The following is a 13,740-nucleotide window of genomic DNA, read 5'->3' as shown; positions in this document are numbered from 1 at the left end:
GAGCGCGGTCCTGTTCGAGATGGCGACCTCCAAAAACCTATGGGCGTTGGTAGACCCAATGCCGAGCAAGGTAAAGCGTATTTCAGGATGGAATCGCCCTCGAGATAGTGATGGGAAAAAGCTCAAAAAATAGGGCGCGAATGCCTCCGTCCACGGTAGACATCTCAGGCGGTTCACCCATCCTAACGATTATGTCTCGCTCGGGACATGGTACTGATCATTCTGACGGTTTGCCGGGTTTCACCTTCCAGATCCGTTGGCAATATTCGCGGATGGAGCGGTCGGAGGAGAACTTGCCCATGCGGGCGGTGTTGAGGATCGAAGCGCGGGCCCAGTCTTCCGGGTTGGTCCAAAGTTCGCTAACCCGTTGCTGGGCTTCGCCGTAAGCACGGAAATCCGCCAGTACGAGGTAGGGATCGTGCTCAAGCAGGTTGGCAATCAGCGGTTGGAACAGACCGCTGCCCCCCCCAAGGGCACCACTTGCGATAAAGTCGATCGTTTCGCGAAGCTCGGTGTCGGATTCGTAGTGCTGGCGGGGGTGATGGCCGCAGACCTCGACCTCGCTCACTTCATCAGCCGTCAGGCCGAAGAGAAAGAAGTTCTCTTCTCCGACAGCCTCGCGAATCTCAACGTTGGCACCGTCGAGGGTGCCGATGGTGAGAGCTCCGTTCAGAGACATCTTCATGTTTCCGGTGCCGGATGCCTCCATTCCGGCCATCGAGATCTGCTCGGAAAGGTCGGCAGCCGGATAGACATACTGCGCGTTGCGGACGTTGAAGTCGGGAAAAAACACCACCTTGAGCCGCCCCGCAATGTCCGGGTCGTCATTGATGAGTTCTCCCGCGGCCGTGGAGATACGGATGATCTGTTTGGCGAGGAAGTAACCGGGTGCGGCTTTGCCGCCGAAGATGAAAGTTCGGGCGGGGATATCGGCCGTGGGGTCCCGCTTGATCTTCAGGTAGAGGCTGAGGATGTGGAGCAGGTTGAGGTGCTGACGCTTGTACTCGTGGATCCGCTTGACCTGAACATCGAAGAGAGATGTCGGGTCGGTCAGGATTCCAGTGCGTTCGGTGATGAGCTCGGCCAGGCGACTTTTGTTGGCGAGCTTCACTTGGCGCCATTTGGCACGGAATTCAGCATCGTCCGCCAAGGCTTCGAGCTTCGAAAGTTTCGAAAGCTTGCCAGGCCAGGTTTTGCCTGCGGCCTTGGAAAGGAGGGTGCTGAGACCCGGGTTGGCGAGGGCTACAAAGCGCCGCGGGGTCACGCCGTTGGTGACGTTGGTGAACTTCTCCGGCCATATCTCAGCGAAATCAGCGAGCACCGTCTGCTTGACGAGCTCGGAGTGAAGCTCCGCGACTCCGTTGACGGTGTGGCTGCCGACACAGGCGAGGTGGGCCATCCTCACGTAGCGCGGTCCATTTTCGTCAATGATGGAAAGTCTCGCGATCCGCCAGTCCTCTCCGGGAAATGCAGCGCGCACTTCGTCAAGGAAGCGGGCATTGATCTCGAGGATGATCTCGAGATGGCGTGGGAGAAGTTCGCCAAAAAGATCGATCGGCCACTTTTCCAAAGCCTCCGGCAACAAGGTGTGGTTGGTGTAGGAGAAAGTCGCACGGGTAATCTCCCATGCCTGATCCCAGGCGAGCAGATGGACATCGATGAGCAAGCGCATCAACTCGGCAACGGCGACGGCCGGGTGCGTGTCGTTCAACTGGACCGCCCAGTGCTCGTGAAAGTTCTCCGGCCCCGCACCCTGCATCTCGAGAATCCGCAGCATGTCCTGCAGCGAACAGGAGCTGAAGAAGAACTGCTGCTTGAGCCGGAGTTCCTTGCCGTGGCGGAAGGAGTCGTTCGGATAGAGAACTTTACTGAGATTCTCCGAATCGACTTTTTGTTCAACGGCCCGATCGTAGTTGCCGTGGTTGAATGCCTCAAAGTCGAACGACTCGGTGGCTTCCGATTTCCACAGCCGCATCAGAGCGATGTGGTCAGAGTTGTAACCCGAGATCGGGGTGTCGTAAGCCTCCCCACGAACGGTGATGGCAGGCAGCCAGCGGACGCGATGCCGCCCAAAATCGTCGGTCCAACTTTCGGTGTGACCACCAAAACCCACGTCGCGCGCGGCGCCGGGACGGTGAATCTCCCAGGGATTTCCACCGTGGAGCCATTTGTCAGTGATCTCGACCTGCCATCCGTCGCGGATCTGCTGGTCGAAGATGCCGAATTCATAGCGGATGCCGTAGCCGATCGACTGCACGCCGACGGTGGCCAGCGAGTCGAGGTAACAGGATGCCAGCCGGCCGAGTCCGCCATTTCCGAGCCCTGGCTCCTCCTCCTGCTCGAGCACGGCATCGAGATCGATGTCGAGCGAAGCGAGCGCCTTGCGGGCGGTTTCGCTCAGGCCGAGGTTGAGCAAATGGTTGGCGAGATGCGGACCCGGCAGAAACTCGGCGGACAGGTAGGCCACCCGGCGCTGGGGCTTGGACTCTTTTCCGCCAAAGCTCGAGACTCCCAGATGGACGACATGATCCCGCACGGTCAGGGCCAGCGCGAGATAGTGGTCGTGAGCGCTGGCGTAGGCGGGAAGTCGTCCGAGCGAGCAAGTCAGATGGTCAAGGAAGGCCTGGCGAATCTCCGCTGCCTTGGTGCCGGTGCGAAGGGAAGTATTGGGGGATTTGGATTTCATGTTGTTTGAAGTTAGAGGATTCAGGGTAAGAGGATGCGGCGTTTCACCCAATTCGCCGCGGTGAAGGAGATGATGCTGCCGACGATGGCGCTGGCCACGATCATGACCAGCACATGCGGGTCGCGCAGGCTGGTGGCGGCAGGAACTAGCGCGGCACCGAAGTTGCGGGCGGCGCTCCCCAGACCAAGAATCGCGCGCTGATCCGTGGCGTGAGTGCTGAGCAGCCACGCCGAAAAAAAGAGAAGACTCGCATGGAGCGCCGCGGCCAGCAGGGCGCCACTCCCTAACAGGCCGAGCATGGCCTTCAGGTTCGTCGCCACAAGAATGACGAAGCAAACCAGCAGAAAGAGGCTTCCGGATTTGTCCAATGGAAGTGAAATCCTTGCTGCCAGGGTCGGACGATAGTGACGCAACAACATGCCGACGAGAAGCGGTCCCAAAATCCACAGCAACATCGGTCGGGCAATTTCCCAGGCATCCGCGTGAAAGCCCTCGATCAGTCCCGGCAGGGCAAGTGGCAGGAAGAGAATGGTGCCCATGGTGAGCAGGGTCATGAGGGCGACACCACAGGACAGGTCGGCGCGGGCGAGGGCGACGAGTTTTGGAAGAAACGGTGCACCTGCGGCACAAGCGACCAAGAGGAACCCGGCCGTCAAGCCGGGATCGAGATGAAACAACCGCGCCAAGCCCCAGGCCAGGGCTGGGGAGAGCAGGAAGTTCAGGCCGAGGGCGAGGGTGAGGAAGCGCTTGTCGCGCAAGGGAGCAAGCAGCGAACCCACCTCAATCACCAGCCCGGTCGCCGTCATGCTGCAGGTCAGAAACCCGAGCATGGAGAACTTTTCGAGGTAGTGGAGGTAGGGACTCATCAGCTTTTGTTAGGAAATCTTCTGAGTAGCGAGCCAGGCATTACGACTCTCGCGGATCATCGTGATGGCCTCATCAATGTTGGCAGCGGGATGCGGGATATCAAAGTCCTCCGGACTGGCGAGTTCGCTGCCTTCCTGAAGCATCCACTCGCGGCTCCAATCAACCAATCCCTCCCACATCTTGCCGACAAGGATCAGTGGTGTGTTATGCATCTGTCCGACCTGGAGCAGCTGCCAGGCGAGCGACAATTCCAGCAGTGAGCCGATGCCACCCGGAACGACGATGAACGCATCCGATGCGATCATGAAATGGTGCAGGCGTGAGAAAAAGGTGCCATGACCGTAGGCCTTACCGACAAAGGGATTGAGGGATTGCTCAAAAGGCAGATCAATGCGGATGCCGACTGAGCGATCGAGGGCCTCAGGATCGATGGACTGGGCGCCCTCGTTCGCCGCTTGCATCAGTCCGGGGCCACCGCCGCTGATGATGTCGCAGCCCATTTCGGTGAGACCGGCGGCGAGCTTCTTGACCTGTTCGTAGGCTTCAGTGCCGGGTTGCAGGCGGGCCGAGCCGAAGATGGTGACACGGTAGTTTTGGCGTGAGCTACGGCGGAGCCGGGTGAGTTCGTTCACCGCATTCCAAAGACCGGTGACGGCGTTCTCGATGACCTCGGTGGCAGCGTCCTCATCACTGAGTGGTACGATGTTGGATTGTCCGAATGATTCAGGTTTTTTGTTCATGGCGTGGGTTCGGTAAAAAGCGCGCGGAGCACTGCAAGGGAGCGAGGCTGCATGGGATAGTCTGACATGTGCGGATACTCGAGACCTCGGGAGGCCGCGTTGGCGGTATCGAAAATCGTCACCCAACGGAGGTCTTTGCGGCGAGTTCCGAGTCGAAAGTCCTGAACCTCATGATGGGCGTTGAAGAGCAGCAGGAAGGAGTCCCCCGTAACCCGTCCACCGCATTCATCGGTTTCCGCGATCTGGTCGCCCGGCAGCACCATCCCGAGACAGCGGGCGCGGTCGCACTGCCAATCGGCATCCGTCATCTCGTGCCCATCCGGGTGAATCCAGTAGAGATCCTTGATGTCCGGTCCATGGATCGCCCGACCGTGGAAAAAGCGCCGCCGCCGGAAGACCGGCTGAGTCTTGCGAAGCTCTAACAGAAGCTTGCTGAAACCTAACAGATGACGCTGATCGAGATCGAGATCCCAGTCGAGCCAGGTCAGCGGCGAGTCCTGACAGTAGGCATTGTTGTTGCCCTGCTGACTACGTCCGAACTCGTCGCCGGCGGTAATCATCGGCACGCCTTGAGAGAGGATCAGGGTGGTGAGGAAATTCCGCTGCTGGCGCAGCCGCAACTCACAGACCTCGGGGTCGTCGCTCGGACCTTCGACACCACAGTTCCAACTGTCGTTGTCATTGCAGCCGTCGCGGTTCTCCTCGCCGTTGGACTCGTTGTGCTTTTCGTTGTAGCTGACGAGATCACGCAGGGTGAAGCCGTCGTGTGCGGTGATGAAATTGAGGCTGGCGCTCGGACGTCGGCCGCTGTGGGCGTAGAGGTCACTGCTGCCGGCGATACGCGAGGCAAACTCACCGACCGAGCCGCCACTTCCTTTCCAGAAGCGTCGCACGCAGTCGCGATACTTGCCGTTCCACTCGGTCCACAGCACCGGGAAATTGCCGACCTGATAGCCGTTGGGGCCGAGGTCCCAGGGCTCGGCGATCAGTTTCACCTGAGATAGCACCGGGTCCTGATGGATGATGTCGAAGAAGGCGCCGAGCTTGTCGACTTCCCAAAGCTCGCGAGCCAGCGCACTGGCCAGGTCGAAGCGAAAACCATCGACATGCATCTCGAGCACCCAGTGGCGCAGCGAGTCCATGATCAGCTGAAGGGTGCGCGGGTGGGCGACATTGAGCGAATTGCCGCAGCCGGTGAAATCGATGTAGTGCCTGCGGTCGTCTGCCAAACGATAGTAGGAGGCATTGTCGATCCCGCGAAAGGAGAGCATCGGTCCGCCGCTTCCACCTTCGCCAGTATGGTTGTAGACAACGTCGAGGATGACTTCGATGTTCGCCGCGTGAAGCGCCCGAACCATTTCCTGAAACTCCGCAACCGCACCTTCCGGCCCGCTGGCGGCGTAGCGGGGATCGGGCGCGAAATAGCCGAGCGTGTTGTAACCCCAGTAGTTCGTCTTGCCCTGGGCCCGCAGGTGGGCTTCGTCGATGCGGTAGTGGATCGGCAGCAACTCGACCGCGGTCACACCCAGTTCGCGCAGGTAGTCGGTGGCGGCTGTTGAGCCGAGACCGGCGTAGCTGCCACGAAGATTCTCAGGCACCCCGGGGTGCTGTTGGGTGAAACCTTTGACGTGCAGTTCATAGACCACAGTTTCGTGCCACGGCGTCCTCAGTAGCCGGTCGCCGTGCCATGCGAATTCGGTGTCTGCCACGCGGGCGAGCGGCGCGGAGGCGGCACTGTCGCTTCCGCCGTCCTCGATCTCCGATGACCATCGTACATCGCGGGCGATGGACTTGGCATAGGGGTCCAGTAGAACTTTCCGGGGGTTGAAAAGGTGACCGCGTTCAGGATCGTGGGGTCCGTGGACACGATAGCCATAGATCTGCCCCGGACGAACTTCCGGCAGGTAGCCGTGCCAGACGTGGTCGGTCTTCTCCGGAAGCTCGATGCAGTGCGATTCGACGCCCGAATCGGGTGAATCAAACAAACAGAGTTCGACCTTGCTCGCGCGATCGGAAAAGAGCGCGAAATTCACGCCACGACCGTCGAAAGTCGCGCCGAGCGGTGCGGGCTGACCCGGCCACACGGCGGCATTCGAGGGGGGCGGAGGGGCGGTAGTCATGAAGTCAAAAGGTCGACCAATGCGGTGTCCGGGAGAAATGGCTCGCCGGCAGCACCGGCCGTGAGATTGGCGACCGTGACGCGGGCGATCTCGCCGAGTGCTTCCCTTGTTAGAAACGCCTGGTGCGCGGTGATCAGGACATTGGGGAAAGTAAGCAGACGCGCAAGGTCGTCGTCGTGAAGGATCTGGCCGGAGAGGTCTTCGAAGAAGACCCCTTCCTCCTCTTCGTAGACGTCGAGCCCGACGCCACCAAGCTGGCCGGTCTTGAGTGCTTCGATCAGGGCCTTGGTATCGATTAAGGCTCCGCGGCTGACGTTGATCACGATCGTTCCCGGCTTCATCAGCTCGATCGTTTCGCGGCGGATAATATGACGGGTTTCCGGCGTGAGCGGAGTGTGCAGGGAGATCACCTCGCATTCACGGGCAAGGCTTTGCGCATCGGTGTATTCGATGCCATGTTCGGTCGCCCAATCCTCGGAAGGAAAGGGGTCGTAGGCCAGCACGCGCATTCCGAAGCCGCGCAGGATCTGAGCGGTGATTCGGCCGATCTTCCCGGTGCCGAAGATCCCGGCGGTCTTGCCGTGGAGATCGAAACCCACCAGGCCATTGAGCGCGAAATTCAATTCGCGCACCCGATTGTTGGCGCGTGGGATCTTGCGGTTGAGCGCGAGCAGCAATGCGACGGCATGTTCGGCGACGGCATGCGGCGAGTAGGCCGGCACACGGGTGACAGCGAGTCCCAGATCCTTCGCAGCATCGAGGTCAACCGCATTGAATCCCGCACAGCGCAGCGCAATGTGTTTGACGCCCGATTCCGCGAGCGCCTCGAGGCAGGCCCGGTCGACGCGATCATTGACAAAAACACACACCGCACCCGCATCGGCGGCAGTGGCGGCGGTATCGATCGACAGACGGCAATCCATGAACTGCCATTCGATTGAAGCGTCCTCCGACGCAGCTTGCAAAGCCTCGCGATCGTAGGGTTTGGTATCGTAGACAACGGTGCGCAGCATGGCTTAGAATTCTGTAGAAGTCTCTTTTGCGAGTCGTAGAAACTCGACCCGGTAGTTTGCATCAGGGTTTCGTGCGGAGGGGCCGGCCATCAGGATGACGAGTTGTCGAGGCAGGTCATGCTCACGCAGCCATTGGTCGGCGAACTCCTTCCAATCTTCCGGATCTTCATCGGCTTGAATGGCACGCACACCGTAGGAAAAGTGAAGCCCCCGGCAGACGGCAGGATCGCGGGTGATGGCGACAATCCAAATCCTTGGCTTGTAGCGGGAAATATGACGTGGGGTGGTGCCGGAATAGGTTGGCACAAAGACTGCCGAGGCAGGCGCAACATCGATCGAATACTGAACGACTGCGGCGATGGTCTCGTCGGCGTTGGTCAACTCCGATAGCTTGTGCGGGGCGACTTCCTCGCCGGCCCGTTCCTTGTCGCGATGGGATTCGGCACTGGTGGCGATACGGGAAAGCATGCGCACGGATTCTTCGGGGAATTTTCCCATCGCCGACTCGCCTGAAAGCATGATGCAGTCGGTCCCGTCGAGAATCGCGTTGGCGACGTCGGTCGCCTCGGCGCGCGTCGGCAAGCGGCTGTAGGTCATCGACTCCAGCATCTGGGTGGCGGTGATGACCGGCTTGCCGGCCGCGTTGGCACCAGCGATGAGCTTCTTCTGAATCAGCGCCATGTCCTCGATTGGAACCTCGACGCCGAGGTCACCGCGCGCGACCATGATTCCGTCGGTGGCGGCGAGGATTTCGTCAAAGTTTTTCAAGGCATCGATACGCTCGATCTTGGCGATGATGAAGGGAATCCTGCCAAATGAGCGCGCCGCATCGCGCACGGCTTCGATGTCCGAGGCGCGTTCGACAAAGGACTGGCTGACGGCATCCACGCCGTTGGCGAGCGCGAATTCGAGGCAGCTGCGGTCATGCTCGGTGAAGGCGCTGATGCCGAGGTCGATGCCGGGAAGGTTGAGGCCCTTTTTCGAACGGAGCTCGCCACCGACGACGGTCTTGCAGTGGACTTCGCTGCCGTCGACGCTTTCGACGATCAATTGTACGAGGCCATCGTTGAGAAACAGCCGGTCACCGTTTTTGACCACTTTCGGCAAGGCTTCAAAGCTCATTGAAACGCGACGGGCGTCACCGATGATCTCTTCGGTTGTTAGAGTGAACGGATCGTCGGCGGCGAGGTTGATCGGTTCCTCCGCGATCTGGCCGATACGCATCTTCGGGCCGGGCAGATCGGCCATGATGGTGACGCGGATGCCGGTCGCTTCCTCCGCCGCGCGGATGCGGGCAATGCGGTCCTTGTGATCACTGAAGTCGCCGTGGGAAAAGTTGAGCCGCGCTACATTCACCCCCGCCAGAAGAAGGCGCTCGAGCATGGCGGGATCATCGGAGGCGGGACCGATGGTGGCAACGATCCTGGTCTTGTTAGGTGGTAGGCGCATGGGAAATAGTGAGGGGTTTCGGGGTTAGACGAATGGATCGGGCTGGCCGGTGGTGGCGAGCACAGAGCGCCACCATCCGCTGTTCGGGTCGACCCGCTTTTCGTGACCTTTTAGCAACTCGATGGGAACGTGAATGAAGCGTTCGTGAAGGAGACCGATAACCACCCCGGTCTTGCCGGCCATCGCGGCGTGCACGGCATTGCGGGCGAAGAGGTCGCAGAGCAACGAGTCCTGGCAGTTGGCTGGCCGGCTGCGGACCTGGTAGCTCGGGTCGAAGTAGCGCATCACGACCGGGATGTCCTTTTCCTTGAAGTGCCGCTCAATTTCACCGCGGAGGTAGTGTCCGATGTCACCGAGCTTGAGGTTGCCGGAGGCGTCACGTTTTGATGCATCGGCTTCCAACAATTCCTGGCCGGCACCTTCTGCCACCGCGATCACCGCGTGGGACTTGTAGCGCATCCGCTTTTCCAGCGAGGATAGAAAGGCCTCGAGTGAGAAGGGGACTTCCGGGATGAGGGCAAAATTGACGTCCTGGCTGGCAACCGTGGCCCCGGCTGTGATGAACCCGGCGTGACGGCCCATCAACTTGACCAGCGCGATGCCTCCAGGCGTGCTGCGGGCCTCGGTGTGGGCACAGTCGAGCACCCGCACGGCTTCCTCGACGGCGGTGACGAAGCCGAAGGTCCGCGAGACGAAGCCGACGTCGTTGTCGATCGTCTTAGGCACGCCGACGACCGATAGCGGATGGCCGCGTTTCCTGGCCTCCTGATAGATATCGTTGGCGCCGCGCTGGGTGCCGTCGCCGCCGACGGTGAAAAGGATGTTGATGCCCCGTTCGATCAAGTGATCGACCGCGCGCGCGATGTCGACCGGTCCGCGCGACGTGCCGAGGATTGTGCCGCCCTGGCGGTGGATGCCATCGACGTAGCCGGGGGTGATCTTCACCGGAGGTATGCCGCAGGCAGGATCGAGCCCGCCGTAGCCGCCACGGAATCCGAAAACTTCGGTGACGCCGTAGCCGTAGTAGAGCTCAAAAAACAGCGAACGGATCACATTGTTCAGGCCCGGACAGAGACCGCCGCAGGTGACGATCGCGGCAACGGTCTCCTTGGGGTTGAAATAGAGCAGGTCCCGCGGTCCGGCAGCCTCGAAAAGCATGCCGGGATCTCCCTCGATGTGCTCGGGAATGCGGGAATCGTCGCTTACCGTGTGCCTAAGACCGGAACGAATTCGTGAATCGCCGAGTGAAGGTGTAACCATTGTTTCGATCGTTCTCTGCGATGATCGGGCTGTCTATTGAACTTTAGTGTAAGAGGTCCCTGAGCGAGCCGATCATCGACGAGTTATTGAATAAAATAGTGAATGTGAAAATCAGAAATCGGTGCCATGGATCGATGATCCCATGGATCGATGATCCCTCAAGCCATGCGAAGCTCTTCCTCGAATTCGATCGCTCTCTCGAGTTTCAGGTTGTCGATCTGGATGTTCGTCATGAAGGCCGAGTAGGCCATCATTGCCGCGAGCCGCATACTGTCCGACGCCCAGCCGGGGATGTAGGCTGGTTGGATCAGCCAACCGCTCTCAAACATGCGGTCGAGCCGAAGGGAATCCGCGAGCGTCAGCCTCCCGGCAAAGAGGCTGTGAATCAGATTCGATCGGTTGTCGCGAATCGCCAGACGCATGAACGTGTGAACCTCGATCAAACCCTGCAGATAAACGGCGTCCTTGGTGAACACGATTCCGCCATGAACATCGCCACTTCGGAAGATTCGCTGCGTGGATCGGACGGATTCCTCGACCGTTTGTCCGGCATCGAGGAAGAAACGGAAAACCTCGATGAAATCGGCTCCTTCAAGTGCCATCGTAACGGCAATCACGCGCAGTGCGACGCGGCGCAATCTCGAGATGTCAATCGATCCCGTGATGAGTTCGGCGAGCACCGCAATCCCTTCCTGGGTCCGGGTGGTGCGGGGAGCACCGAGTCCGAGCGAACGCAAATTCTTCTGCTTTTTCCCATTGAGCTGGGTCGCCGTATGAACGAAGGCCTCGTGATGAAGCAGTTGATCCTTGTCCAACTGGGAAAACACGGCTCCTGCGCGCAGGCGGATCCTCTTCGAGCCGGCAAGTGCCTTGGACGACATATCAGGATCGAGAACAACCTTGACCTCGTCGTCGGTAAAAAACTCGTCCATTTCGGCTCTCAGCCACTTGGCGAAATCTTCATCGGAAATTTTCGCGACAGTCGTCGGAAACTGAGGATTTCCCAGCAGGTCATCCGTCACGCTAAGGAAGAATTTCGCGCCATCGACCGGACTAACCTGCTGATTCTTATACTGTCGATCGGGCCGACCGTAAATCTGGATCGAGTAGCGGGTGAAGTCGGGTGTTCCGACAGACTCCAGCATCCGTCCGGCATCCGCGTAACTCATCGCCGTTTCGCGGAGGAATATTCCGACCGGGTGTCCGGGATCAGCCTGGGCCGCGATCGCATCAAGTGCCTCGATGTTAGATGAGAGGTTCGGACCTTGGATCTGGACGTCCGGGAGCCGTGGATTCCCGCAGGACCAGCCTTTGATGAAATCGGCCTCGGTGCCGGCGGGCCAGGCAAGGGCTTTGAGCACACGGATGCCCTTCGACGCTTCGATGAGCGCCTTGTCCAACTCGCGGATTTTCGACTCGTTCATATTGTTAGGATAAGTGGTCCAGTGGTTCTGAAATGGTGATTGCCAGGCAGATGGCTGCTAGAAATACCAGCCGAAGCCAGCCGCGAGCTTGAAGTGGTAGTCTTCGGAAACGAGTGGGATCTCACCGACAATGGACAGGGCATACTGTTCCCGGGCACCGAAGACACGGGTGACTCCGGATTCAAGCAGATGGCGTTCGTCTTCGTCGAGAAAGAGCCAGCTCGGCTTGTAGCTTACAAATCCACTCCAGCATTCGTTGATCTTGAAGGCGACCGGGAACTTTAGCTCCAGGGTGCTGACGTCGTCGGGGCCTTCGGAGAACGGCGTGAAATTGTATTCGATGTTCATGCCGAGATTTACCCGTTTCGATACATCCCAGCTGAGCACGGCGGTCGGACGGAGAATGAAGGCTCCACCTCCGAGGTTGTCATCCGAAGCGCTGTCGAACTCCGCATTGACTCCTGCGCCCCAGCGAAGGTTCTGAGAGAAGCGGCCGACGAGGCCGGCACGTGATTCGATATTGCCGAGACCGAAATTGTCGGATGCAGGGGAATCATACCACTTTACTGGAATCATCACCTGGAAACCGGCGGCAAGGTCATCACCAACGGGGATTCCCCAGCGGATGGTGTTCTCGATCTTGAAGGTATCGATGTCATCGTCGAAACTCTCGAAGATGAACTCCGAAAAGGTACGGCTGCCAATGAGCGTGGGATCGTAGTTTTCAAGCCAGGCACGCTGAGGCACGTGTTCGAACAATTGGCCTGGTGTCTCCTCGGCCCATGTCATGCAGGGGAGAGTGAAGAGGGCACCTAACAGTAGCGTGTGCGGGGTTTTCATGGAGATTTTCACGGGGTTGCTGAAGTCATCAAGGGCAATATGCTCCCTATGTATGGTGGGGAATTCGGCCTCTCGTCAAGACTCTGGAATCTGCGCTGCTCCTTTTAGACATGGCGCTATGATGGGTTGTCAATGGTGCGGCACGCACTCTTGATGAAGGCATGCCGACTGTCTCTGTGGTGCTTCCTTTTCGCAACGCAGCGGAGACCATCGAGCAAGCGGCCAGAAGCATTCTCGATCAGGAGTTCCGGGATCTTGAACTGATTGCGGTCGATGATGGCTCGAGCGATGGATCCGCAGCATGCCTGACGGGTATCAGGGATCCGCGGCTCCGCGTGATCCGCAACGGTGCTTCGGCCGGTGTCGTGGGAGCCTCGGCAAGCGGACTGGGTCAGGCCAGCGGGGAGTGGTTCGCGCGGATGGACGCCGATGATCTGGCGATGCCGGGGAGAATTGGTCGGCAGCTCCAGGCCGCAAAAAGTGGGAGCGTCGTGATCACTTGCGGAGTGGAGTTGATCGATTCCCAGGGCGACGGCATGCGCCGCTATGTCGCCTGGGCCAACCAACTAACAGATCACGATGCCATGTCCCGATCACGCTTCGTCGAATGTCCGGTGATAAACCCGACCGCGATGGTTCGGATGGATTGGATGAGACGAGTGGGGGGCTACCACGAGACATCCTGGGCGGAGGATCACGATCTCTGGCTGCGCCTTTTCTCTGAGGGTTGCCAATTTGTGCGAGTGGAGGAACGACTTTTGAAATGGAGGGATTCGCCGGACAGGCTGACTCGTCGGGACCCTCGCTACGGACCGGAGGCCCGAAGCCGGATGCGGGCGCACCATCTGAGAAAGCTCGACGGTGTCGCCGAGCACGGGGTGGTCATTGCGGGCGCGGGACCGATCGGTAAGAGCCTGGCACTTCATCTCCAGGATGAAGACGTTGAAGTGAAGGGCTTTTTCGATGTCAGTCCGGCACGAGTGGGTCAGTGGATTCATGGCGCCGAAGTGGCCTCCGTCGACCAGATGCCTTCGCGATGGCGCTCATGCGTGATGTTGGGCGCGGTGGGACTCCGAGGCGCGCGATCTACCGTTCGAGGCATGGCCCTCGCGGCGGGTCGTCGGGACGGCGAGAACTACTGGGCCGTCTGCTGATCCTCCCTGAGGCTAAGGGGAAAGACGACCGCCGTGCCGTCCCAGGCTAAGTGAGCCACGTTCCTGTGTCTCAACAAGCGGGGCGGCCTTCTCGTTTCCGGTCTTCCTGAAAAGGCGTGACCATGGCGAAATAGGCTTAATGCCCCATAATTAATAGAGTGGTCCGGGCACGTTGCCTGAATGGACG

10 protein-coding genes are annotated in these 13,740 nt (G+C 59.6%); 1 reads left to right on the top strand and 9 read right to left on the bottom strand.

What is annotated here, in order from left to right; all coding sequences use genetic code 11:
- Window positions 1–217 precede the first annotated feature (217 nt).
- The 9 genes from ACFQY0_RS03545 to ACFQY0_RS03505 form a co-directional block, all read right to left on the bottom strand.
- The gene (locus tag ACFQY0_RS03545) at window positions 218–2,686 is read right to left on the bottom strand and encodes a glycogen/starch/alpha-glucan phosphorylase (protein WP_379709152.1); all 2,469 of its coding nucleotides are present in this window, start codon (window positions 2,684–2,686) and stop codon (window positions 218–220) included.
- A 20-nt stretch (window positions 2,687–2,706) separates the two neighbouring features.
- Entirely contained in the window at window positions 2,707–3,552 is an 846-nt protein-coding gene (locus ACFQY0_RS03540; RefSeq protein WP_379709150.1) for a bile acid:sodium symporter family protein, read from the bottom strand.
- Window positions 3,553–3,561: 9 nt separating this feature from the next.
- Window positions 3,562–4,293 carry an LOG family protein gene (locus ACFQY0_RS03535; RefSeq protein WP_379709148.1) on the bottom strand — a complete coding sequence of 244 codons (732 nt, stop codon included), beginning with the start codon at window positions 4,291–4,293 and terminating at the stop codon, window positions 3,562–3,564.
- Window positions 4,290–6,413, bottom strand: a complete 2,124-nt coding sequence (gene glgX / locus ACFQY0_RS03530; RefSeq protein WP_379709146.1) for a glycogen debranching protein GlgX — start codon at window positions 6,411–6,413, stop codon at window positions 4,290–4,292. Before glgX ends, ACFQY0_RS03535 begins: the two co-directional genes overlap by 4 nt.
- The gene (locus tag ACFQY0_RS03525) at window positions 6,410–7,426 is read right to left on the bottom strand and encodes a 2-hydroxyacid dehydrogenase (protein ID WP_379709144.1); all 1,017 of its coding nucleotides are present in this window, start codon (window positions 7,424–7,426) and stop codon (window positions 6,410–6,412) included. Before ACFQY0_RS03525 ends, glgX begins: the two co-directional genes overlap by 4 nt.
- Window positions 7,427–7,429: 3 nt before the next feature.
- On the bottom strand, window positions 7,430–8,875 hold the full coding sequence (pyk, locus tag ACFQY0_RS03520; RefSeq protein WP_379709142.1) for a pyruvate kinase: 1,446 nt from the start codon (window positions 8,873–8,875) through the stop codon (window positions 7,430–7,432).
- Window positions 8,876–8,899: 24 nt separating this feature from the next.
- Window positions 8,900–10,144, bottom strand: a complete 1,245-nt coding sequence (locus ACFQY0_RS03515) for an ATP-dependent 6-phosphofructokinase (protein WP_379709403.1) — start codon at window positions 10,142–10,144, stop codon at window positions 8,900–8,902.
- Window positions 10,145–10,293: 149 nt separating this feature from the next.
- The gene (locus ACFQY0_RS03510; RefSeq protein ID WP_379709140.1) at window positions 10,294–11,559 is read right to left on the bottom strand and encodes a flavohemoglobin expression-modulating QEGLA motif protein; all 1,266 of its coding nucleotides are present in this window, start codon (window positions 11,557–11,559) and stop codon (window positions 10,294–10,296) included.
- A gap of 57 nt (window positions 11,560–11,616) precedes the next feature.
- Complete coding sequence (locus ACFQY0_RS03505; RefSeq protein ID WP_379709138.1) at window positions 11,617–12,399, bottom strand: transporter family protein; 783 nt, start codon at window positions 12,397–12,399, stop codon at window positions 11,617–11,619.
- A gap of 161 nt (window positions 12,400–12,560) precedes the next feature.
- On the opposite strand from ACFQY0_RS03505, the gene ACFQY0_RS03500 reads away from it, so the two are divergent.
- Window positions 12,561–13,553 carry a glycosyltransferase gene (locus ACFQY0_RS03500; RefSeq protein ID WP_379709136.1) on the top strand — a complete coding sequence of 331 codons (993 nt, stop codon included), beginning with the start codon at window positions 12,561–12,563 and terminating at the stop codon, window positions 13,551–13,553.
- Window positions 13,554–13,740 lie beyond the last annotated feature (187 nt).

Origin of the sequence: Haloferula chungangensis, from assembly GCF_042664875.1 — a bacterium.
GTDB lineage: Bacteria > Verrucomicrobiota > Verrucomicrobiia > Verrucomicrobiales > Akkermansiaceae > Haloferula > Haloferula chungangensis.
Note: the sequence above shows the minus strand (reverse complement) of the source record. Positions and strands in the feature narration are given on the sequence as shown.

What these genes read in the sequence shown, in the direction of transcription:
- ACFQY0_RS03545 (WP_379709152.1), bottom strand. Translation starts at nt 2,686, where the DNA reads ATGAAATCCAAATCCCCCAATACTTCCCTTCGCACCGGCACCAAGGCA.
- ACFQY0_RS03540 (WP_379709150.1), bottom strand. Translation starts at nt 3,552, where the DNA reads ATGAGTCCCTACCTCCACTACCTCGAAAAGTTCTCCATGCTCGGGTTT.
- ACFQY0_RS03535 (WP_379709148.1), bottom strand. Translation starts at nt 4,293, where the DNA reads ATGAACAAAAAACCTGAATCATTCGGACAATCCAACATCGTACCACTC.
- glgX (WP_379709146.1), bottom strand. Translation starts at nt 6,413, where the DNA reads ATGACTACCGCCCCTCCGCCCCCCTCGAATGCCGCCGTGTGGCCGGGT.
- ACFQY0_RS03525 (WP_379709144.1), bottom strand. Translation starts at nt 7,426, where the DNA reads ATGCTGCGCACCGTTGTCTACGATACCAAACCCTACGATCGCGAGGCT.
- pyk (WP_379709142.1), bottom strand. Translation starts at nt 8,875, where the DNA reads ATGCGCCTACCACCTAACAAGACCAGGATCGTTGCCACCATCGGTCCC.
- ACFQY0_RS03510 (WP_379709140.1), bottom strand. Translation starts at nt 11,559, where the DNA reads ATGAACGAGTCGAAAATCCGCGAGTTGGACAAGGCGCTCATCGAAGCG.
- ACFQY0_RS03505 (WP_379709138.1), bottom strand. Translation starts at nt 12,399, where the DNA reads ATGAAAACCCCGCACACGCTACTGTTAGGTGCCCTCTTCACTCTCCCC.
- ACFQY0_RS03500 (WP_379709136.1), top strand. Translation starts at nt 12,561, where the DNA reads ATGCCGACTGTCTCTGTGGTGCTTCCTTTTCGCAACGCAGCGGAGACC.